At 61.2% G+C, this 21,587-nt stretch carries 21 protein-coding genes; 13 read left to right on the plus strand and 8 right to left on the minus strand.

Annotated features, from left to right (window positions below):
- Nucleotides 1-13 precede the first annotated feature (13 nt).
- The gene (gene radC, locus AC3WKX_RS00345) at nt 14-688 is read left to right on the plus strand and encodes a RadC family protein (RefSeq protein WP_087693709.1); all 675 of its coding nucleotides are present in this window, start codon (nt 14-16) and stop codon (nt 686-688) included.
- Between the two features lie 28 nt (nt 689-716).
- Here the strand turns inward: radC and AC3WKX_RS00350 are convergent, their stop codons facing one another.
- Nucleotides 717-2,309, minus strand: a complete 1,593-nt coding sequence (locus tag AC3WKX_RS00350; RefSeq protein WP_008439424.1) for an ABC transporter substrate-binding protein — start codon at nt 2,307-2,309, stop codon at nt 717-719.
- A gap of 458 nt (nt 2,310-2,767) precedes the next feature.
- On the opposite strand from AC3WKX_RS00350, the gene rpmB reads away from it, so the two are divergent.
- Both rpmB and rpmG read left to right on the plus strand, forming a co-directional pair.
- The gene (gene rpmB / locus AC3WKX_RS00355; protein ID WP_003213263.1) at nt 2,768-3,001 is read left to right on the plus strand and encodes a 50S ribosomal protein L28; all 234 of its coding nucleotides are present in this window, start codon (nt 2,768-2,770) and stop codon (nt 2,999-3,001) included.
- An 11-nt stretch (nt 3,002-3,012) separates the two neighbouring features.
- Nucleotides 3,013-3,168, plus strand: a complete 156-nt coding sequence (gene rpmG / locus AC3WKX_RS00360; protein WP_003176906.1) for a 50S ribosomal protein L33 — start codon at nt 3,013-3,015, stop codon at nt 3,166-3,168.
- A 70-nt stretch (nt 3,169-3,238) separates the two neighbouring features.
- Here the strand turns inward: rpmG and AC3WKX_RS00365 are convergent, their stop codons facing one another.
- Nucleotides 3,239-3,601 carry a cupin domain-containing protein gene (locus tag AC3WKX_RS00365; RefSeq protein WP_003213261.1) on the minus strand — a complete coding sequence of 121 codons (363 nt, stop codon included), beginning with the start codon at nt 3,599-3,601 and terminating at the stop codon, nt 3,239-3,241.
- A gap of 230 nt (nt 3,602-3,831) precedes the next feature.
- On the opposite strand from AC3WKX_RS00365, the gene AC3WKX_RS00370 reads away from it, so the two are divergent.
- Nucleotides 3,832-5,325, plus strand: coding sequence for an aldehyde dehydrogenase (locus AC3WKX_RS00370; protein WP_003213259.1), 1,494 nt, complete (start codon nt 3,832-3,834; stop codon nt 5,323-5,325).
- A gap of 156 nt (nt 5,326-5,481) precedes the next feature.
- Nucleotides 5,482-6,624: an MFS transporter gene (locus AC3WKX_RS00375; protein ID WP_102370161.1), complete on the plus strand. Its 1,143-nt coding sequence runs from the start codon at nt 5,482-5,484 to the stop codon at nt 6,622-6,624.
- A 124-nt stretch (nt 6,625-6,748) separates the two neighbouring features.
- Here the strand turns inward: AC3WKX_RS00375 and AC3WKX_RS00380 are convergent, their stop codons facing one another.
- Both AC3WKX_RS00380 and AC3WKX_RS00385 read right to left on the minus strand, forming a co-directional pair.
- Nucleotides 6,749-8,311, minus strand: coding sequence for a phospholipase D family protein (locus tag AC3WKX_RS00380; protein WP_102604142.1), 1,563 nt, complete (start codon nt 8,309-8,311; stop codon nt 6,749-6,751).
- Nucleotides 8,312-8,373: 62 nt separating this feature from the next.
- Nucleotides 8,374-9,798 carry an aminotransferase-like domain-containing protein gene (locus AC3WKX_RS00385; RefSeq protein WP_008439421.1) on the minus strand — a complete coding sequence of 475 codons (1,425 nt, stop codon included), beginning with the start codon at nt 9,796-9,798 and terminating at the stop codon, nt 8,374-8,376.
- Nucleotides 9,799-9,963: 165 nt separating this feature from the next.
- Between AC3WKX_RS00385 and AC3WKX_RS00390 the strand changes: the two genes are divergently transcribed.
- Complete coding sequence (locus AC3WKX_RS00390; protein ID WP_102604064.1) at nt 9,964-10,200, plus strand: DUF1127 domain-containing protein; 237 nt, start codon at nt 9,964-9,966, stop codon at nt 10,198-10,200.
- 1 nt (nt 10,201) lies between these two features.
- On the opposite strand, the gene AC3WKX_RS00395 is transcribed toward AC3WKX_RS00390, so the two are convergent.
- Nucleotides 10,202-11,494, minus strand: coding sequence for an NAD(P)/FAD-dependent oxidoreductase (locus AC3WKX_RS00395; protein ID WP_003208746.1), 1,293 nt, complete (start codon nt 11,492-11,494; stop codon nt 10,202-10,204).
- Between the two features lie 115 nt (nt 11,495-11,609).
- On the opposite strand from AC3WKX_RS00395, the gene AC3WKX_RS00400 reads away from it, so the two are divergent.
- Nucleotides 11,610-11,963 carry a YkgJ family cysteine cluster protein gene (locus AC3WKX_RS00400; protein WP_008439419.1) on the plus strand — a complete coding sequence of 118 codons (354 nt, stop codon included), beginning with the start codon at nt 11,610-11,612 and terminating at the stop codon, nt 11,961-11,963.
- Nucleotides 11,964-12,001: 38 nt separating this feature from the next.
- On the opposite strand, the gene AC3WKX_RS00405 is transcribed toward AC3WKX_RS00400, so the two are convergent.
- On the minus strand, nt 12,002-12,490 hold the full coding sequence (locus tag AC3WKX_RS00405; protein WP_003206849.1) for an Lrp/AsnC ligand binding domain-containing protein: 489 nt from the start codon (nt 12,488-12,490) through the stop codon (nt 12,002-12,004).
- 156 nt (nt 12,491-12,646) lie between these two features.
- On the opposite strand from AC3WKX_RS00405, the gene dadA reads away from it, so the two are divergent.
- The 6 genes from dadA (at nt 12,647) to AC3WKX_RS00435 (ending at nt 18,752) form a co-directional block, all read left to right on the plus strand.
- A complete protein-coding gene (gene dadA, locus AC3WKX_RS00410) occupies nt 12,647-13,948 on the plus strand; it encodes a D-amino acid dehydrogenase (protein ID WP_003208750.1) in 1,302 nt (433 codons plus the stop codon).
- On the plus strand, nt 13,920-14,273 hold the full coding sequence (locus tag AC3WKX_RS00415; protein ID WP_003208752.1) for a RidA family protein: 354 nt from the start codon (nt 13,920-13,922) through the stop codon (nt 14,271-14,273). The genes dadA and AC3WKX_RS00415 overlap by 29 nt, the downstream gene beginning before the upstream one ends.
- 80 nt (nt 14,274-14,353) lie before the next feature.
- The gene (alr, locus tag AC3WKX_RS00420) at nt 14,354-15,430 is read left to right on the plus strand and encodes an alanine racemase (RefSeq protein WP_003208753.1); all 1,077 of its coding nucleotides are present in this window, start codon (nt 14,354-14,356) and stop codon (nt 15,428-15,430) included.
- 116 nt (nt 15,431-15,546) lie between these two features.
- Nucleotides 15,547-16,095, plus strand: a complete 549-nt coding sequence (locus tag AC3WKX_RS00425) for a cupin domain-containing protein (RefSeq protein ID WP_003208755.1) — start codon at nt 15,547-15,549, stop codon at nt 16,093-16,095.
- Nucleotides 16,096-16,277: 182 nt separating this feature from the next.
- Complete coding sequence (locus AC3WKX_RS00430; RefSeq protein WP_003208757.1) at nt 16,278-16,694, plus strand: c-type cytochrome; 417 nt, start codon at nt 16,278-16,280, stop codon at nt 16,692-16,694.
- Between the two features lie 135 nt (nt 16,695-16,829).
- Entirely contained in the window at nt 16,830-18,752 is a 1,923-nt protein-coding gene (locus AC3WKX_RS00435; protein WP_003208758.1) for an acetyl-CoA hydrolase/transferase C-terminal domain-containing protein, read from the plus strand.
- A gap of 130 nt (nt 18,753-18,882) precedes the next feature.
- Here AC3WKX_RS00435 and AC3WKX_RS00440 read toward each other — a convergent pair whose 3' ends face one another.
- Both AC3WKX_RS00440 and rep read right to left on the minus strand, forming a co-directional pair.
- Complete coding sequence (locus AC3WKX_RS00440) at nt 18,883-19,455, minus strand: xanthine phosphoribosyltransferase (protein ID WP_008439415.1); 573 nt, start codon at nt 19,453-19,455, stop codon at nt 18,883-18,885.
- 57 nt (nt 19,456-19,512) lie between these two features.
- On the minus strand, nt 19,513-21,522 hold the full coding sequence (gene rep, locus AC3WKX_RS00445) for a DNA helicase Rep (protein ID WP_008439414.1): 2,010 nt from the start codon (nt 21,520-21,522) through the stop codon (nt 19,513-19,515).
- Nucleotides 21,523-21,587: the final 65 nt, after the last annotated feature.

Consider the following 21,587-nt stretch of genomic DNA (forward strand, 5'->3'; position numbering starts at 1 on the left):
ACACGGAGGTGCCATGAGTATTCGCGATTGGCCTGCGGCAGAGCGTCCGCGGGAGAAGCTGTTGGAGCTGGGAGCGGAGAACCTTTCCGACGCGGAATTGCTGGCGATTTTCCTGCGCACCGGGGTGTCAGGCAAAAGTGCCGTGGACCTGGCGCGCCATCTGCTGGCGCAATTTGGCAGCCTTCGGGCGCTGATGGAGGCGAGGCAGCCGGTGTTCAGCCAGCATTTGGGGTTGGGGCCGGCGAAGTTCGCCCAGCTTCAAGCCGTACTGGAGATGGCGCGCCGCCATTTGGCTGAACGCCTGCGCAACGATTCGGTGCTGGAAAGCCCGGAGGCCGTGCGCGACTACCTCAAGGCACTGCTGCGCCACGAGCCTCACGAGATATTCGGCTGCCTGTTTCTCGACGCCAAGCATCGAGTGCTGGGCTTCGAAAAGCTGTTTCAAGGCACCATCGACAACGCCATCGTCTACCCGCGACAAGTGGTGAAGCGCGCGCTGGACTACAACGCTGCGGCGCTGATCCTCTGCCACAACCATCCTTCCGGCAGCCCCGAGCCCAGCATCGCTGATCGAAAATTGACCAAGGTGCTGCAAAAGGCGCTGGAGATGGTGGACGTGCGTGTGCTGGACCACATCATTGTGGGGGAGGGTGACCCGCTGTCGATGGCGGAATTTGGGTGGATGTAGGGGCTGGCATGCCAGCCCCTGGCAGGGGTCAGGGCTTGACGCTGACCTTGGAGTAATCCTGGCGCCCGAACGGGCTCACCTGATACCCCTCGACATTCTTGCGGGTCAGCGCAAACGCGGTCGGGTGCGCCAGTGGCAGCCAGAGCGCCTGTTGCTGGATCTGCGCCTGGGCCTGCTGGTACAGCTTGCTGCGCACGCCTTGTTCGCTGGTGGTCTTGCCGGCGCTGATCAGCTTGTCCAGCGCCGGGTCGCAGTAGCGGGCGAAGTTGGTGCCGGACTTCACGGCCGCGCAGGAGAACTGCGGCGTCAGGAAGTTATCCGGGTCGCCGTTGTCACCGGCCCAGCCCATGAACAGCAAGTCGTGCTCGCCGGCCTTGGCGCGGCGGATCAGTTCGCCCCACTCGATCACACGGATTTCAGCCTGGATGCCGACCTTGGCCAGGTCCGCCTGCAGCAGTTGTGCGCCCAGGCTGGGGTTGGGGTTCAGCAGGCTGCCCGACGGCCGGGTCCAGATCGTGGTCTTGAAGCCATCCTTGAGCCCGGCGCGATCCAGCAGTTGCTTGGCCTTGGCAATGTCCTGCGGATAGCCCGGCAGGTCCTTGGCATAGCTCCAGGTATTGGGCGGGTAAGGGCCGTTGGCGGCTTCGGCGGTGCCTTCGAATACGGCCTTCAGATAGCTGGCCTTGTCGAAGGCCAGGTTGATCGCCTGGCGAACTTCCGGCTTGTCCAGTGGCGGATGCTGGCTGTTGATGGCGACAAACGCGGTCATGAAGGCCGCGGTTTTCTCGATCTTCAGGTCGGCGTCTTTCTGGGCGGCATCAATATCCAGGGGCTTGGGCGACAAGGCGATCTGGCACTCGTCGCGACGCAGTCTCTGCAGGCGCACGTTGGCGTCCGGGGTGATCGCAAAGATCAGGTTATCTACCGCAGGCTTGCCGGCGAAGTAATCCGGGTTGGCCTTGTAGCGAATCGTCGCGTCCTTCTGGAAGCGCCCGAAAATGAACGGCCCGGTGCCGATAGGCTGGCTGTTGAGCTTCTCCGGGGTGCCGGCCTTGAGCAGTTTGTCGGCATATTCCGCCGGGTAGATCGAGGCAAAGCCCATGCTCAAGGCGGCGAGGAAGGTCGAATCGGCGTGGTCCAGGGTGAAGCGCACGGTCAGCGGGTCGAGGGCGTCGATCTTCTTGATCAGCGTGGGCAACTGCAGCGACTGGGCGTGGGGGAAGCCGCTCTGGGCGATCTTGTGCCAGGGGTTGGCCGGGTCGAGCATGCGCTCGAAGCTGAAGCGCACGTCTTCGGCGGTCAGGCTGCGGCTTGGCGTGAAGTAGTCGGTACGGTGGAATTTAACGTCCGGGTGCAGCTTGAAGGTGTAGGTGAGGCCGTCCGGCGACACTTCCCAGCTGTCCGCGAGGCTCGGGACCAGCTTGCCGCTGGTGGCGTCGAAATCCACCAGGCGGTTCATCAATACGTCTGCCGAGGCGTTGGTGGTGGTCAGCGAGTTGTATTGCACCACGTCGAAGCCTTCGGGGCTGGCTTCGGTGCAGACGCTCAGGGTAGTGGCCGCCTGGGCGTGTGCAGCAATAAAAAGAGGGGCTAGCAATAGCGGTAGGGCAGCGAGGCGCATATTCGGTTTCCTTTGCAGATCGAAGGCCCATCTGCGAGTGCAGTCTGGAAAAGTCCTACCGTAGTGGGCTGATTGACAAATGACTAGCCCATTTTTGCCTGTGCTTTTGCCGCAAATACTGTTTTGATGGCGCCTCAGGTCGTTTTGCCGAGCACTTTGCAGTGCGCGCGGGCGCTGTAAATCATTCTGTGCGACGAGCGGTTAGCTTCTATAGCGGCCCACCCTGGCAACGGTTCAGGCGTCCATGGCCTGGATTTACGCGTATAAAAGTACACGGCCTGTTGTTGCACTGGGGTCTTTCTGGTATAAAGCAGCGCTCTTTTCTAGGGGCCCGGTTCCTTCGCTAGTAGGTGTAGCCGGTAAGACCCTAAAGAAACGCGGCGCCTGGCGCCAAATGACTGAGAGATTAAGCGGCCAACCCATGCCGGGTTGGGCATGTGGTTTTAGAGGGCTGAGGCATGTCGAGAGTCTGTCAAGTTACCGGTAAGGGTCCGGTGACTGGGAATAACATTTCCCACGCAAACAACAAAACCCGTCGTCGTTTCCTGCCAAACCTGCAGCATCACCGCTTTTGGGTTGAAGAAGAGAAACGTTTTGTTCGTCTGCGCGTATCTGCCAAAGGCATGCGTGTTATCGACAAGCGCGGCATCACTGTCGTGCTGGCCGAACTGCGCCGCGACGGCAAAATCTAAGGAGCTAAATCATGCGTGAATTGATTCGAATGATCTCTAGCGCCGGTACTGGTCACTTCTACACTACCGACAAGAACAAGCGTACTACCCCGGACAAGCTCGAAAAGAAAATGTTCGACCCGCGCGTTCGCAAGCACGTGATCTACAAAGAAGGCAAAATCAAGTAATTGGTTTTCTTTCTTGTGAAAAAAAGCCCGTATCTCACGATGCGGGCTTTTTTTTGTGCCTGATAAATGATCAGGCCTTTTCTTCGAACACCACGTAGATCTTGCGGCAGGGTTCCAGCACTTCCCAGGTGCCGCTGAAGCCGGCCGGAATGACGAAGCGATCACCGGCCCGCAAGGTCTTGGCGTTGCCGTCGGCATCGCGCAACACCGAAACACCCTGCACGATCTCGCAATACTCATGCTCGGTGTAGTTGACCTTCCACTGTCCGACTTCACCTTCCCAGACCCCGGCGCTCATCTGGCCGCACGGACTGTTGTAGTGGTTGTAGACGGTTTGCTCCGGGTCGCCCTTGAGGATTTTCTCCGCAGCCGGACGGTAGCGATCAGGCTCGGTCCTGGCCTGGCTGAAGTCGACGATATTCTGGATGTTCATGGGCGTGTCCCGTCTGGCCTGCGGTTGGAGAGCTCAAAGTCTATGTTTATTAAAATGAACATCGCAAGGGCGTTTGCTGCCGTTATGTCAAATATATTGAAACATCCATCGCCGCTGGTTTAGGGTGGCAGCTGCCTTGAGCCGAACAGCTGGCTGGCCGGGCAAGAATTCTTCGAAGGTGCCTGGGTACATCGCCCGGCCCTTGTATTCAATAAGAGGAGGACACTCGCATGACCACCCTGACCCGTGCCGACTGGGAACAACGCGCCAAGGATCTGAAGATCGAAGGCCGCGCCTACATCAATGGCGAATACACCGCCGCCGTTTCCGGCGACACGTTCGAATGCCTGAGCCCAGTCGATGGCCGCCTGCTGGCAACCGTTGCCAGCTGTGACGTCGCCGACGCCCAGCGTGCCGTAGAAAACGCCCGTGCCACGTTCAATTCCGGTGCCTGGTCGCGCCTGGCGCCAGCCAAGCGCAAAGCCACCATGATCCGTTTCGCCGGCCTGCTCAAGGCCAACGCCGAAGAGCTGGCACTGCTTGAAACCCTGGACATGGGTAAGCCGATCAGCGACTCCCTGAACATCGACGTCCCAGGCGCGGCGCAAGCGCTGAGCTGGAGCGGCGAGGCCATCGACAAGATCTACGATGAAGTCGCAGCCACCCCTCACGACCAGCTGGGCTTGGTGACCCGTGAGCCCGTCGGCGTTGTTGCGGCCATCGTGCCGTGGAACTTCCCGCTGATGATGGCCTGCTGGAAACTCGGGCCGGCGTTGTCCACCGGTAACTCGGTGATCCTCAAGCCGTCTGAAAAATCACCGCTGACCGCCATCCGCATCGCTGCCCTCGCGGTTGAGGCCGGCATCCCGAAAGGCGTGTTCAACGTGCTGCCGGGTTATGGCCATACCGTGGGCAACGCCCTGGCGCTGCACATGGACGTCGACACCCTGGTGTTCACCGGTTCCACCAAGATCGCCAAGCAACTGCTGATTCGCTCCGGCGAGTCGAACATGAAGCGCGTCTGGCTGGAAGCTGGCGGCAAGAGCCCGAACATCGTGTTTGCCGATGCCCCGGACCTGCAAGCCGCCGCCGAATCCGCGGCTGGCGCCATCGCCTTCAACCAGGGCGAAGTGTGCACCGCCGGTTCGCGCCTGCTGGTGGAGCGTTCGATCAAGGATAAATTCCTGCCGCTGGTGATCGAGGCCCTCAAGGCCTGGAAGCCGGGCAACCCGCTCGACCCGGCCACCACGGTCGGTGCGCTGGTGGATACCCAGCAGATGAACACCGTGCTGTCGTACATCGAAGCCGGGCATGCCGATGGCGCCAAGCTGGTGGCCGGCGGCAAGCGCACGCTGCAGGAAAGCGGTGGCACCTATGTCGAGCCGACGATTTTCGACGGCGTGACCAACGCAATGAAGATCGCCCAGGAAGAAATCTTCGGCCCGGTGCTGTCGGTGATTGCCTTCGACAGCGTGGAAGAAGCCATTGCGATCGCCAACGACACCCAATACGGCCTGGCCGCTGCGGTGTGGACGTCGAACATCTCCAAGGCACACCTGACCGCCAAGGCACTGCGTGCCGGCAGCGTGTGGGTTAACCAGTACGATGGCGGCGACATGACCGCACCGTTCGGTGGTTTCAAGCAGTCGGGTAACGGCCGCGACAAGTCGCTGCACGCGTTCGACAAGTACACCGAGCTGAAGGCGACCTGGATCAAGTTGTAAGCCTCCAGGAACACCGCTGTAAAAAATGTGGGAGCGGGCTTGCTCGCGAATGAGGTATCACAGTCGCTGATGTATTGACTGGTACACCGCATTCGCGAGCAAGCCCGCTCCCACACTGTTTTGTGTGATCTCCAAATCATCCACAGGAGCGTGGAAATGCGTTGGGCGACCTATTTCGCCGTGTTGGCGTCGGTCTTGAGCGTGGGCCTGGCCTTGGGCGTGAGCATGCCGCTGGTGTCCCTGCGCCTGGAAAGCTGGGGCTATGGCAGCTTCGCCATCGGAGTCATGGCGGCGATGCCGGCCTTCGGTGTGCTACTGGGTGCCAAGGTCTCCAGCGGCCTGGCCTCGCGCCTGGGCACGGCGAACCTGATGCGCCTGTGCCTGTGGGCGGGGGCGATTTCCATCGGCTTGCTGGCGGTATTGCCCAGCTACCCGGTATGGCTGGTGTTGCGGCTGATGATCGGGGTGATCCTGACCATCGTGTTTATCCTCGGCGAAAGCTGGATCAACCAACTGGTGATCGAACGCTGGCGCGGCCGTCTGGTGGCGCTGTATGGCTGCAGCTATGCCTTGAGCCAGCTGTCGGGCCCGTTGCTGCTGGGCGCGCTGGGTACGGACAACGATATTGGCTTCTGGGTGGGTGTCGGCCTGCTGACGTGCTCGCCGATCCTGCTGCTGGGCCGTTCCGGTGCGCCGACTGCCGAGTCTTTCAGCGTGACCTTTGGCGACCTGCTGCGCTTCTGCCAGGGATTGCCGGCGATTGCCTGGGCGGTGGCGTTGTTCGCCGCATTCGAGGCGATGATTCTTACGTTGTTGCCGGTGTATTGCCTGCAACAGGGTTTCACCGCCGAGATTGCTCTGGCGATGGTCAGCACGGTGGTGGTCGGTGATGCGTTGCTGCAACTGCCGATTGGCGCGCTGGCGGACTACCTGCCTCGGCGCACGCTGTTTCTCGGCTGCGCGCTGATGCTGCTGGTGACGAGCCTGGCGATTCCGCTGTTGCTCGATACGCTGATGATCTGGCCGGTGTGGGTGCTGTTCGGGGCCAGCGCCGGCGGGTTATTCACCCTGTCGCTGATCCTGATTGGCGAGCGCTACCGCGACGACGCGCTGGTGCGCGCCAATGCGCATATCGCGCAGCTGTGGGGCATTGGCTGCCTGATCGGCCCGCTGGTGGCCGGTGCCGGCAGCCAGTGGATCAGCGGGCATGCGTTGCCGTTGTTGATGGCGGCGGGGGCGTTGGGGTTGGTGATCCTGTTGCTGCGCCAAGGTGCGTTCGGCGCCGCACAACCCGCCTGAACTTGAAATGCGATCACCTGTGGGAGCCGGGCTTGCCCGCGATGGCGGAGTGTCAGCACCGGATACGTAAACTGACACTCCGCCATCGCAGGCAAGCCAGCTCCCACAGGTCCTGTCGCTGTTCTTAAAGCATGCGTTCCAGCCCGACGGATGTAGCAAACCAGGCATTGAACCGACGCCACCAACTGCCGGGTTCGCGGGTCAGGGTGTGCAGTTGGCCGTTGTCTTCGGTCACCCATACCACCTGGCCATCCTGCAGCTTCGCCTGGTAGCTCAACGGGGGCGCCATGCCCTCCAGTGCCAGGTTGCGCACGTGTTCCGCCAGTTCGGGACTGTCCACCAGCACCCCGACTTCGGTGTTCCACAGCACCGAGCGCGGGTCGAAGTTGAATGAGCCGATGAAGGATTTCTCCCGATCAAAGATGATCGCCTTGCTGTGCAGGCTGGAATCCGAACCGTGGAATGTACCTTTGCGGAACAGATGAGGGCCGCTGCCGCCACCGTCTCCCGGCTGGCGACGCAACTCGTATAGCTTCACCCCGTGTTCCAGCAGCGCCTTGCGATAGGGCGCATAACCGCCGTGCACGGCCGGTACGTCGGTGGCTTCCAGGGAGTTGGTCAGCAGGCTCACCGATACGCCGGCGTCCGCGCGACCGGTCAGGTACACCAGGCCAGGCTGGCCTGGAACGAAGTAAGCCGAAATCATCATCAGCTCATGGCTGACACCTTCCAGCTCGGGCGCCAGTTGGGTGGTCAGCAGCAGCCGTGGATCCGGATCGGCCTTGGCCAGCACCTTGCTCGGCGCATCCCACAGCGCCTGATTCCAGGCCCAGATCAGCTCGCGACGCCAGATGTCCATGCGCGGCTGGGTCTTGTAGGTGCGCAGGCGGTTGTACAGGGCATGGTTTTGTTGGCGAGACTCGGCAAGGGAATCTTCCAGGCGTACGCGGGCACTGGCCAGGTCGCCTTTGGAAGCGCTGCTGACGAAGTCACCAATGGGTTTGCTCAGGGCACTGTTCCAGTACTGATCGAAACTGTGGCCCAGTTGCTCGGCCACCGGGCCCACGCTGAGCATGTCGATATCGGTGAAGTTGAGGTTGGGCTCGGCGTCGAAATACTCATCCCCCAGGTTGCGCCCGCCGACGATGGCCACGCTGTTGTCTGCCAGCCACAGCTTGTTGTGCATGCGCCGGTGTTGCAGCGACAGGTCGAACAGCCGCGCCATGGCCCGCGTCACGCCGGTGCTGCGGCCCAGGTGCAGCGGGTTGAACAGGCGAATCTGGATCTGCGGGTGGGCGGCGAGGGTGGTGATGATCTGGTCCAGGCCGTCGCTGGTGGTGTCGTCCAGCAGGATGCGCACGCGCACGCCACGGTCGGCGGCCTTGAGCAGTTCATCCACGAGCATGCGGGTGCTGATGCCGTCGTGGACGATGTAGTACTGCAAGTCGAGGCTGGTCTGGGCGTTGCGGATCAGTTCGGCGCGGGCCATGAAGGCTTCGCTGCTGTTGGGCAGCAGGCGGAACCCGGAGCGGCCTTTGTAGGGTGCGGCCTGGGCCTGGATCGAGCGGCCGAAGGAAGATTCGCTGGCCGGCAGCGCCTCGCTGGGTGTGCGTGGCGCGTCGATGGTGGCGCAGCCGCCCAGGGCCAGGATGCCCAGCAGGAAAAACGGTAATAGCCGGTGGGTCATCAATGACATGGGTTCCGAATCAGGGCGATTGTCGGCATATGACGGCTATTTCCCGTAAAAGGTCAGTCCATCGCTTCGGCCAGCAACCGGATGGCGGTCGCGCCGACCTTGCGTACAGCCTCTTCAATCTGCGGCGTTGGTTTGGCAGCGTAGTTCATGCGCAGGCAGTTCCTGTACTTGCCGGAGGCGGAAAAGATACTTCCCACTGCAATCTGTACACCTTCATCCACCAGCAGCCGGTTGAGTTTCAGGGTATCGAAGCCTTCCGGCAGTTCCACCCACAGCATGAAACTGCCCTGGGGGCGGCTGGCGCGGGTGCCCGCCGGGAAATAGCGGCTGACCCAATCGAGCATCAGGTCGCGATTGCGCTGGTATTGCGTGCGCATCCGCCGCAAATGTGGCTCGAAATGTCCACCTTTCAGAAACTCGGCAATTGCGATCTGCGGCTGGGTCGCGGTGGAGCCGGTGCTGATGTATTTCATGTGCAGCACACGCTCCAGATAGCGACCGGGTGCGACCCAGCCAATCCGCAGGCCGGGTGCGAGGGTCTTCGAGAAAGAGCTGCACAGTACGACGCGGCCATCTTCGTCGAAGGACTTGATGGTGCGTGGCCGCGGGTAGCTGTAGGCCAGTTCGCCATACACGTCGTCTTCGATGATCGCCACGTCAAAGCGCTGGGCCAGGGTCAGCAGTGCGCGTTTGCGCGACTCCGGCATGATGTAGCCCAGTGGGTTGTTGCAGTTGGGGGTCAACTGTATGACTTTGATCGGCCATTGTTCCAGTGCCAGTTCCAGCGCTTCCAGGCTGATACCGGTGAGTGGGTCGGTGGGGATTTCCAGGGCTTTCATGCCCAGGCCCTTCAGGGTTTGCATGGCGCCGTGGAAGCTTGGCGAGTCGACGGCAACGATGTCGCCGGGCTCGCAAATGGCGTGGATGCTGGCGGACAGGGCCTCGTGGCAGCCGGTGGTGATCACCAGGTCCTGGGGCGTCAGTTGGCAGCCTGAATCGAGCATCAGGCGGGCAATCTGTTCACGCAGGTCCAGGTTGCCGTGGATAGTGTCGTAATACAGCCCCGGCATGTCCTGGCGCCGACTGATCCGGGCGAGGCTGCGTAGCAGGGGTTTCATGGTCGGCGACAATACATCCGGCATGCCCCGGCCCAACTGTATGGCGTCTTTGCGTGGCACCGCGCGGATCAGCTCCAGCACTTGGTCCCACTGGGAAATTTCCACCGGGCGCTGGGCCGGGCGGCCTACGGCGGGCAATGCCGGCAAGTCGCGGCCCACCGGTACGAAGTAGCCGGATTTGGGTTTGGGCATCGCCAGGCCGTTGTCTTCCAGTACGCGGTAGGCCTGCTGCACGGTGCTCAGGCTGACCCCATGCTCCACACTCAAGGCCCGAACTGACGGCAATCTGTCGCCCGGGCGATAGAAGCCCTGCTCGATGCGCGTGCCCAACAGTTCGGCGAGGTTGACGTATAGGGTCATGGCGGTGCTTCCCGGTTACCAGTACAGATAGGCCGAAAATACAGGATTCAGCGGCCGATAGGCAGTATCTGTATGGATTTAATACAGGGTGGTTGAATCTGTCATGGTTTTACGCGCCGGCTCATCCTACGTACTCATGGCAACACGTTAATGAGGGGCAGGAAAATGAGCGGTATGAGCGATGTGCGGTTGGCGTTACACAGTCAGGAACTGGAAGCCGGGCAGGAGCGGCGCATGGCGGCGCGTACCAAGGCCCCCACACTCAGTTCATGGGCGTTGTTCTGGCACCGCATGCATACGCGCAAAACCTTGCTGGAGCTGACCCCCGAGCAACTGCGAGACGTAGGCTTGAGTGCCGAGCAGGCGCGCCGGGAAGGCTTGAAGTCCTTCTGGCGCGGCTGATTCAGACCAGTTCTTTCAATCGGTGCCAGAGCATTCCCAGCGCCAGCAGCGGCGAGCGCAAATGCTTGCCGCCCGGGAAAGTGATGTGCGGCACCTTGGCAAACAGATCAAAGCGCCCGCTTTGCTGGCCGCTGATGGCTTCGCCCAACAGTTTGCCTGCCAGGTGGGTGGCGTTGAGGCCATGGCCGGCATAGGCCTGGGCGAAATACACATTGGGCTGGTCGGCCAGCCGGCCAATCTGCGGCAGGCGGTTGGCGCCAATGCCGATCATCCCACCCCACTGGTAGTCGATTTTCACGTTGGCCAGTTGTGGGAACACCTGCAGCATTTTCGGACGCATATAGGCACCGATGTCCTTCGGATCCCGTCCGGAGTAATGGCAGGCACCGCCGAACAGCAAGCGTCGGTCGGCTGACAGCCGGAAGTAATCCACCGTCACCCGCTGGTCACACACCGCCATGTTTTGCGGCAGCAACTCGGCTGCCTGGGCTTCGCTCAAGGGCTCGGTGGCGATGATGTAGCTGCCGGCGGGCAGCACCTTGCCGCTCAGATGCGGGTTGAGGCCGTTCAAATAAGCATTGCAGCCCAGCACCAGGGTCTTGGCGCGCACATTGCCCTGGGCGGTGTGTACGTTGACCTCCGGGCCGTAATCGATCCGCACCGCCTCGGAATGCTCGAACAACTGGACGCCCAACTGCTGTGCAGCGGCTGCCTCGCCGAGGGCCAGGTTCAGCGGGTGCAGGTGGCCGGAGCCCATGTCGATCATGCCGCCAACATAGCGGTTGGAGCCGATCACACTGCGCATCTCGCTGGCTTGCAGCAGGCGCACTTCATGGCGATAGCCAAGGCCTTGCAGCTCTTCGGCGTCGGCGGCCAGGTGTTCCAGGTCGCGGGGTTTGTTGGCCAGGTCGCAGTAGCCCCAGGTCAGGTCGCAGGCGATCTGCGAACGTTCGACCCGCTGGCGCACGATTTCCACGGCTTCCAGGCCCATCAATTTCATCTGGCGCACGCCCTCGGTACCGATGACGTTGGTGAACTGATCCAGGCCATGACCGACGCCACGAATCAGTTGCCCGCCATTGCGCCCGCTGGCGCCCCAGGCAATCTTGCGGGCTTCCAGCAGGACCACGCTGAAACCCCGTTCAGCCAGTTCCAGAGCGGTGTTGAGCCCCGAAAAGCCGCCGCCGACCACGCACACATCGGCCACGATTTCACCTGTCAGCACCGGATAATCAGGCTGCGGGAAACTGCTGGCGGCGTAGTAGGAATTGGCGTGCCGGGCGCTGGCGGTCATGGGGAGCATCCCTGTTTGGAAAATTTGACGCAGGATACAGCGGTCGGGCGAAGCTGTCTCACCGGGGGCTTTTAGGGCAGAATCCACGCCTATTCGCCGTTCGGTCCCTGTGTCGATGAGTTGCAACAGTCAGAAAGTCAACGCGCTGCGCCGGCAGATTCCCTCGTTCGAGTGTGTCCCGGGTTGCCACGACTGCTGTGGGCCGGTGACCACGTCCACCGAGGAAATGTCGCGCCTGCCGCGCAAGACCGCTGCCGAGCAGGAAGCGGCGATGGACGAGCTCAACTGCGTGCACCTTGGCCCCAATGGCTGCACCGTGTACGACGAGCGCCCGCTGATTTGCCGCTTGTTCGGCACCACGCCAACCTTGCCATGCCCCAACGACCGCCGCCCGGTGGAGTTGATCCACCCACGGGTGGAAAAGCAGATTCATGCGTACATGGCGTCGACGCGTCAGGTATTGGTCTAGCGGATGTCCCCGCTCCCACATTGGCCTGTGGTGCTGTCTTAATCCGGGATCGGCAGGTTCAGGCTCTCTTTCACCTCTTCCATCACGATATAGCTCTTGGACTCCCGTACGTGGGGCAGCTTGAGCAGGATATCGCCGAGCAATTTGCGGTACGACGCCATCTCCGAAATGCGCGCCTTCACCAGATAGTCGAAATCCCCCGACACCAGGTGGCACTCCAGCACGTGGGGCAGTTTCAGCACGGCGCGTCGGAATTCTTCAAAGGTGTCGCCGGACTTGTAGTCGAGGCTGATCTCGACAAACACCAGCAGGCTGCCCTTCAAATGCTGCGGGTTGAGCCGGGCGTTGTAGCCCATGATGATCCCTTCGCGCTCCAGGCGCCGGACCCGCTCGGTGCAGGGCGTGGTCGATAGCCCGACCTTTTCCCCCAGCTCCGTAAACGAAATTCGCCCGTCGGCCTGCAGGATGCGCAGGATGTTGCGGTCGATCTTGTCCAGCTCCCGCTTGGTCTGAGTGTTGGTCCGCATAGGGGATGCTCCTCCGTGAAAAGGGTTTTTGCCGAGAATTGTCGCCAAATATAGGCAGTTATATAGTGAAATGCACTGGTGATTGCTTTTTATACTGCCCACATCTTTGTGCTGAACAACAAACGTCAGCGGTCAAGCCGTGATGAGGGAATAAAAATGCGCGTTCTGGTCTTGGGTAGCGGTGTCATTGGCGTGGCCAGTGCCTACTATTTGGCACGAGCTGGTTTTGAAGTGGTCGTGGTCGACCGTCAGCCGGCTGTGGCCATGGAGACCAGTTTCGCCAACGCCGGGCAGATCTCGCCAGGCTACGCCTCGCCATGGGCTGCGCCGGGTGTGCCGCTCAAGGCCATCAAGTGGCTGCTGGAGCGCCACGCGCCCCTGGCGATCAAGGCCACCGCCGATATCGACCAGTACCTGTGGATGGCGCAGATGCTGCGCAACTGCACCGCCAGCCGTTATGCGGTGAACAAGGAGCGTATGGTGCGGCTGTCCGAATACAGCCGCGATTGCATCGACGAGCTGCGTGCCGAGACCGGCATCGCCTACGAAGGGCGCACTTTGGGGACTACCCAACTGTTCCGTACGCAGGCTCAGCTGGACGGTGCTGCCAAGGACATCGCGGTATTGAAAGAGTCCGGTGTGCCTTACGAGCTGCTGGACCGCGCCGGGATTGCCCGCGTCGAGCCGGCCCTGGCGAGCGTCACCGATATTCTTGCCGGTGCCCTGCGCCTGCCGAACGACCAAACCGGCGACTGTCAGATGTTTACCACCCGCCTTGCCGACATGTGCAAGCAACTGGGTGTCGAATTCCGCTTCGAGCAAGATATCCAGCGCCTGGACTACGCCGGTGACCGGATCAACGGCGTGTGGATCGACGGCAAGCTGGAAACTGCCGACCGCTACGTGCTGGCCCTCGGCAGCTACTCGCCGAAATTGCTCAAGCCGCTGGGAATCAAGGCGCCGGTGTACCCGCTCAAGGGTTACTCGATGACCGTGCCGATCACCAACCCGGCGATGGCCCCGACCTCGACCATTCTCGATGAGACCTACAAGGTCGCGATCACCCGTTTCGACAACCGTATTCGCGTCGGTGGCATGGCTGAGATAGCCGGTTTTGACCTGTCGCTGAACCCGCGTCGGCGGGAAACCCTGGAGATGATCGTCAACGACCTTTATCCTCAGGGCGGTGATTTGAGCCAGGCCAGTTTCTGGACCGGCCTGCGCCCGACCACGCCAGACGGCACGCCGATTGTCGGTGCTACCCCGTTCAAAAACCTGTTCCTGAACACCGGCCACGGCACCCTCGGTTGGACCATGGCTTGTGGCTCTGGTCGTTTGCTGGCCGATTTGATGGCGAAGAAAACTCCGCAGATCAGTGCCGAAGGCCTCGATATTTCCCGTTATGGCAACCACCAGGAGTCTGCAAAACATGTCAATCCAGCGCCAGCTCACCAATGAGCGCATGAGCCAGATCGTTGTTCACAGCGGTACCGTGTATCTGGCAGGGCAGGTCGGCGACGACATGAGTGCCGGGATTGAACAGCAGACCCGCGAAACACTCGTCAATATCGAGCGTTTGCTGGACCTGGCCGGTACCGACAAGACCAAGCTGCTGTCGGTGACCATCTACCTGAAAGACATCGACGCCGATTTCGCCGGGATGAACGCGGTATGGGACAAGTGGCTGCCAAAAGGCGTCGCGCCGGCCCGTGCCACGGTTGAAGCGAAACTCTGCGAACCGGAAATCCTGGTGGAGCTGTCGGTTGTGGCCGCTCTGCCGTAAGCAAAAAATCCTCTCCCGGTGCCTGCGTTGTCAGCGGGTACCGGTTTTTTCTTCCCACCGCCGCCTAGAAGCCTGCCGCCATGCGTCCTGCCCGTGCCCTGATCGACCTCCAAGCCCTGCGCCATAACTACCAACTGGCCCGTGAAGTCACGGGTGGGGCCAAGGCCCTCGCCGTGATCAAGGCCGATGCCTACGGCCACGGTGCCGTGCGTGTTGCCCAGGCGCTGGAAGCCGAGGCGGACGGGTTTGCCGTGGCCTGCATCGAGGAAGCGCTGGAGCTGCGGGCCGCCGGGATTCGCGGGCCGGTGCTGTTGCTCGAAGGTTTTTTCGAAGCCGACGAGCTGCCGCTGATCATCGAGCATGATTTCTGGTGCGTGGTGCATTCGCTGTGGCAGCTGGACGCGATTGAACAGGCGCAACTCAGCAAGCCGCTGACCGTCTGGCTCAAGCTTGATTCGGGCATGCACCGCGTCGGCCTGCATCCCAAGGATTATCACGACGCTTACCAGCGCCTGCTGGCCAGCGGCAAAGTCGCGAAGATCGTGCTGATGAGCCACTTCGCCCGTGCCGATGAGCTGGACAGTACCAGCAGCGAAGAGCAAGTGGCGGTGTTTGAAGCGGCGCGCCAGGGCTTGTCGGCCCAGGTCAGCCTGCGCAATTCGCCATCGGTGCTGGGCTGGCCGAACGTTTCCAGTGACTGGGTACGCCCGGGCATCATGCTCTACGGCGCCACGCCGTTTGGCGAAGGCCAGGCCATCGCCGCGCGTTTGCAGCCGGTGATGACCCTCGAATCGAAAGTCATCTGCGTACGTGAACTGCCGGCCGGCGAACCTGTGGGCTACGGCGCCAGGTTCATTACCCCGAAACCGATGCGCATCGGGGTAGTTGCCATGGGCTACGCCGACGGCTACCCGCGCCACGCACCCACCGGCACCCCGGTGCTGGTGGCCGGCCAGCGCAGCCAGTTGCTGGGCCGTGTGTCGATGGACATGCTGTGTGTCGACCTGACCGACGTGCCCCAGGCCGGGCTCGGTTCCACCGTCGAATTGTGGGGCAAAAACATCCTCGCCAGTGACGTTGCCACCGCCGCCGACACCATTCCGTACCAGATCTTCTGCAACCTGCGCCGAGTGCCACGGCTCTATTCCGGCGCTTGAGCGGCACCCACGAATGGCAGATCCCGGGATTTAGGCCAAAGTGTTGTAAATACTGAACGCTGTCGCCATGATAACGCTCAATTACAACAACGCCTGAATCCTAGGAGGCTCCTGCATTGGACGTCGGCGAACGACTGCAATCCATCCGTAAACTGAAAGGTCTTTCCCAGCGTGAGCTAGCCAAGCGCGCGGGCGTCACCAACAGCACCATTTCGATGATCGAAAAAAACAGTGTCAGCCCCTCCATCAGCTCCTTGCGCAAGGTGCTGGGCGGCATTCCCATGTCGATGGTGGAGTTCTTTTCCGAGGAGATCCTCCAGGAAAAACCGACCCAGATCGTCTATAAAGCCAATGAGCTGATCGATATCTCCGACGGCGCCGTCACCATGAAACTGGTGGGCCGCGCGCACCCGAGCCGGGCGATTGCGTTCCTAAACGAGATCTACCCGCCAGGTGCTGATACCGGCGAAGAGATGCTCACCCACGAGGGCGAGGAAACCGGGATCCTGGTGGAAGGTCGCCTGGAGCTGGTGGTCGGCCTTGAAACTTTTGTGCTCGAAGCCGGCGATAGCTACTACTTTGAAAGCACCAAGCCGCACCGTTTTCGCAATCCGTTCGAAGTGCCGGCGCGACTAATCAGCGCAGCCACACCCGCGAACTTTTAAGAAAAGAGGCGTCCTGCCTATGTCGCAGAGACGCCCGTAGCAGCATTCTGTCTTGCTGAATCTCCCCTTGGTTAATAGGGTTGTTTCGGCGGGGCGGGCTAACCGTTATACTTTCGCCGCCTGCGAAACCGTGGCCGCAGGCGTGAATAGCCACCATTGAGGGTGAACGCGTGAACCTAATTATGAAAATGCTGGCTGCACCAGCAACCGTACTGGCCCTATGGGCTGTCAGCGCTCAAGCTGCGACCAATGATGAAATTGCCAAGCGCCTGGAGCCTGTAGGCCAGGTGTGCGTCCAGGGGCAAGAGTGCAAGGGGATGGAAGTGGCAGTGGCTGCGGGCGGCGGCGGCGGTGCGAAATCGCCGGATGACGTAATCGCCAAGCACTGCAACGCTTGCCACGGTACCGGCCTGTTGGGCGCACCGAAAATCGGTGACACCGCCGCCTGGAAAGACCGCGCGGACCATCAGGGTGGCCTCGATGGCCTGCTGGCCAAGGCCATTACCGGTCTGAACGCCATGCCGCCAAAAGGCACCTGCGCCGATTGCTCGGATGCCGAGCTTAAAGGCGCGATCGAGAAGATGTCGGGTCTGAAATAAACCGATCTTCGCCAAAAGAGCCGCTGACCAGCGGCTTTTTTGTGCCCGCGATTTGCCTTTTGAGGCTGTTCTTTGCAGCAAAGACCCGGCAAGCTCGGTCCAACCCCAATTCATGGAATGTTCGGGAGAAGTCGGATGGTGCAGTTGTGTTCAATCGAGCAAGCAGTCGACGACGTACTGGCACGGCTGCCGGCGCATATTCACATGGGCATGCCCCTGGGCCTGGGCAAACCCAACCTGTTCGTCAACGCGCTGTACCGGCGTATCGCCAAGTTGCCGGACCGGGCGCTGACCATCTACACAGCCCTGGCCCTGGGTCGCCCTACCTTGGGCGATGGTTTGCAGAAGCGCTTTCTCGAGCCCTTTATCGAACGGGTCTTCGGTGACTATCCCGAGCTGGACTTCCTCGCCGCACTGCGCAAGGACAGCCTGCCGTCGAACATTCACGTGCAGCAGTTCTTCATGCAGCCCGGCAGTTTGCTTCACAGCCTTTCGGCGCAGCAGGATTACGTCAGCAGCAACTACAGCCACGCTGCCCGTGATATCAATGCCGCCGGCCTGAACCTCGTCGCGCAATTGGTGGCCAGCAGCGCCGAACATCCGGATCGCCTGAGCCTGAGCTGCAACCCCGACATCACCCTCGACCTGTTGCCGATGATCGCCAAGCGCCGCGAGGCCGGTGAAACCATCCTGGTGGTGGGCCAGGTTCACAGTGATTTGCCCTACATGCCCGGCGACGCCGAGCTGGGCATGGATGAGTTCGACTTCCTGATCGACGAGAAGGACAGCACCACGCTGTTCTCCACCCCGAACATGCCGGTGGGTTTCCAGGATCACTTTATCGGTTTGCACGCCAGCACCCTGGTGCGCGACGGCGGTACCTTGCAGATCGGCATCGGCTCCATGGGCGATGCACTGACTGCGGCCTTGCTGGCGCGCCAGGCCGATAACGAGGCGTATCGCCTGTTGCTCACCGACCTGGATGTGTACCAATGGGCACCGCTGATCAGCCACGAAGGCGGAGTCGCGCCGTTTGCCCGTGGGCTGTACGGTTGCAGCGAAATGTTCGTCAATGGCCTGCTGGTGCTGGCCGATGCCGGGATTGTGCGGCGCAAGGTATACCCGGACGTCGCGACCCAGGAGCGGGCCAACGCCGGCACCCTGGACGAAGCGGCACAGACCGACGGCATCTCGGTGCATGGCGGCTTCTTCCTCGGGCCTCGTAGCTTTTACGAGCGTTTGCGGGACTTGCCACAGAGCAAGCGCCTGGAATTCAACATGACCCGCATCAGCTACATCAACGAGCTGTACGGCCAGGAAGAACTCAAGCGTTTGCAGCGCCTGGATGCGCGCTTCATCAACAGCGCGTTTACCGTGACCCTGTTGGGCGCGGGCGTGGCCGACCAGTTGGAAGACGGCCGCGTGCTCAGCGGTGTTGGCGGGCAATACAACTTTGTCGCCCAGGGCCATGCGCTGGAAGGCGCGCGCTCGATCCTGATCCTGCGCAGCTGGCGCGAATCGGGCGGCGAGGTCAGTTCCAATATCGTCTGGGAATACGGGCACTGCACGATTCCCCGGCACCTGCGAGACATCGTCATCACCGAATACGGCATCGCGGATTTACGCGGGCAGACTGATGCCAGGGTGATCGAGGCGCTGCTGAATATCACCGACTCACGGTTCCAGGAAGATTTGATCGAGCAGGCGCAAAAGGCCGGGAAGTTGCCGAAGGATTTCCAGCTGGATCCGCGGTTTGCCGACAACACGCCGGAGCGTCTGCAGGGGATTCAGGCGCGGCATCCACGGCTGTTCCCGGAGTATCCGCTGGGCAGTGACTTCACGGATGAAGAGCGGGATTTGTTGCGGGCGTTGAACTGGCTCAAGAGCAAATTCAAGCTGACGGAGATTCTGGAGCTGGGCAAGGCAGCGCTGGATGCACCGGAGCCGGAAGCGTTTCCCGAGCATTTGGTACGGATGCGACTGGATAAGCCGGAGGGGTTGAAGGAGGACTTGTATCAGCGCCTGTTGCTAGCGGGCCTACAAGCTACCGCGCACTAGAAAACACAGGAGATCAAATGTGGGAGCGGGCTTGCTCGCGAAAGCGGTGGATCAGTCGACCTATCCGGTGACTGACACACCGCTTTCGCGAGCAAGCCCGCTCCCACATGTTTAACCGTGCCCGCACCGATTACTCGATAAAGGTCACAACCCCACCCGCCAACGACTGCACCCGCGCCAGCGACTCAACCCGGTAACCCTGGGCATCCAGCTCCGCACGGCCGCCCTGGAACGACTTCTCGATCACAATCCCCAAACCTGCAACGGTCGCGCCGGCCTGTTTGATGATCGAGATCAGCGCCTGGGACGCCTTACCGTTGGCCAGGAAGTCATCGATGATCAGCACGCGGTCGCTGCTGGTCAGGTGGCGCGGGGAAATCGCCACGGTGCTTTCGGTTTTCTTGGTGAAGGAATACACCGTCGCCGACAGCAGGTTTTCGGTCAGGGTCAGGGACTGTTGCTTGCGGGCGAAAATCACCGGCACGCCGAGGTTCAGGCCGGTCATGATCGCCGGTGCAATGCCCGAGGCTTCGATGGTGACGATCTTGGTGATCCCCGAATCCTTGAACAACGCAGCAAACTCGTCACCGATCAGTTTCATCAGCGCCGGGTCGATCTGGTGGTTCAGAAAGGCGTCGACCTTGAGTACCTGATCGGAAAGCACGATGCCTTCTTCGCGAATTTTCTTGTGCAGTGCTTCCACGAAAGCTTCCTCTGTTGGCGCAACACGCGCCGAAAGTAGATTAAAAAGTAGTCGATTCTAGCGCTTTAACATCGCGCGTATATCCGCCAGGGCGGTGTTGCCGCGAACGGCTTTGACTTCGGTCGGTGTGTCGTCGTTGCCTTCCCAGGCCAGGTCGTCCGGCGGCAGTTCGTCGAGGAACCGGCTGGGGGCACAATCGATGATCTCGCCGTACTGCTTGCGCTTGGCGGCAAAGGTGAAGGCCAATGTCTGACGCGCGCGGGTAATGCCCACGTAGGCCAGGCGCCGTTCTTCCTCGATGGTGTCGGCTTCGATGCTGGAGCGGTGCGGGAGGATTTCCTCTTCCATGCCCATGATGAACACGTAGGGGAATTCCAGGCCCTTGGACGCATGCAAGGTCATCATCTGCACGCCTTCGGCGCCGTCTTCCTCTTCCTGCTGGCGTTCAAGCATGTCCCGCAGCACAAGCTTGCCGATGGCGTCCTCGACGGTCATCTCGCCTTCTTCGTCCTTCTCCAGGGTATTTTTCAACGCCTCGATCAGGAACCACACGTTGCCCATGCGGTAATCGGCAGCCTTGTCGCTGGAGCTGTTGGTGCGCAGCCAGTTCTCGTAGTCGATGTCCATGACCATGCTGCGCAGGGCGCTGATCGGGTCTTCGCCGGCGCACTGCTCGCGCACCTTGTCCATGAAGCGCTTGAAGCGCGCCAGGCGGTCGGTGAAACGAGTGTCGAGGTGCTCGCCCAGGCCGATTTCGTCGGTGGCGGCGTACATCGAGATCTTGCGTTCGGTGGCGTAGTTGCCGAGCTTTTCCAGGGTAGTCGAACCGATTTCCCGGCGTGGGACGTTGATCACCCGCAGGAAGGCGTTGTCGTCGTCCGGGTTCACGATCAGCCGGAAGTAGGCCATCAGGTCTTTCACTTCCTGGCGTCCGAAAAAGCTGTTGCCGCCCGACAGGCGATAAGGAATCTGGTGGTGCTGCAGCTTCAGCTCGATCAGCTTGGCCTGGTAGTTGCCGCGGTACAGGATCGCGAAATCGCTGTAGGGCCGGTCGGTGCGCAGGTGCAGCGTGAGCAGTTCGACGGCCACGCGCTCGGCTTCGGCGTCTTCGTTGCGGCAGCGGATCACGCGGATCTCGTCGCCGTGGCCCATCTCGCTCCACAGTTGCTTTTCAAACTCGTGGGGGTTGTTGGAGATCAGCACGTTGGCGCAACGCAGGATGCGGCTGGTGGAGCGGTAGTTCTGCTCCAGCATCACCACTTTCAGGGACGGGTAGTCGTCCTTGAGCAGCATCAGGTTTTCCGGGCGGGCGCCGCGCCAGGCGTAGATCGACTGGTCGTCATCGCCCACCACGGTGAACTGGTTGCGCTTGCCGATCAGCAGCTTCACCAGCAGGTATTGGCTGGCGTTGGTGTCCTGGTATTCGTCCACCAGCAGGTAGCGGACTTTGTTCTGCCACTTTTCGAGGATGTCGGCATGTTCCTGGAACAGCTTCACCGGCAGCAGGATCAGGTCGTCGAAGTCCACCGCGTTGAACGCCTTGAGCGTGCGCTGGTAGTGGGTGTAGACAATGGCGGCAGTCTGCTCCTTGGGGTTGCGCGCAGCTTCCAGGGCTTCGGCGGGCAGGATCAGGTCGTTTTTCCACGAGCCGATCATGTTCTTGATCTCGTCGACGCCGTCGTCGCCCGCGTATTCCTTCTGCATGATGTCGGTCATCAGCGCCTTGACGTCTGTCTCGTCAAAGATCGAGAAGCCCGGCTTGTAGCCCAACCGCACGTGCTCCTTGCGGATGATGTTCAGCCCCAGGTTGTGGAAGGTACACACGGTGAGGCCACGGCCTTCGCCACCCTTGAGCAGGGTGCCGACGCGCTCTTTCATTTCCCGCGCCGCCTTGTTGGTAAAGGTCATGGCGACGATGTACTGGGCGCGGATGCCGCAGCTCTGGATCAGGTGCGCGATCTTGCGGGTGATCACGCTGGTCTTGCCGGAACCGGCACCGGCGAGCACCAATAGAGGGCCGCCGACGTAGTTCACGGCTTCTTGCTGCCGGGGATTGAGTCGGGACATACGAAATTCAGGAGGTCATTGATCAAAAGGGCGGGCATTTTAACAGGCTGGCAAGATTCTGCTGC

This window comes from Pseudomonas sp. GP01-A4, from assembly GCF_058780865.1.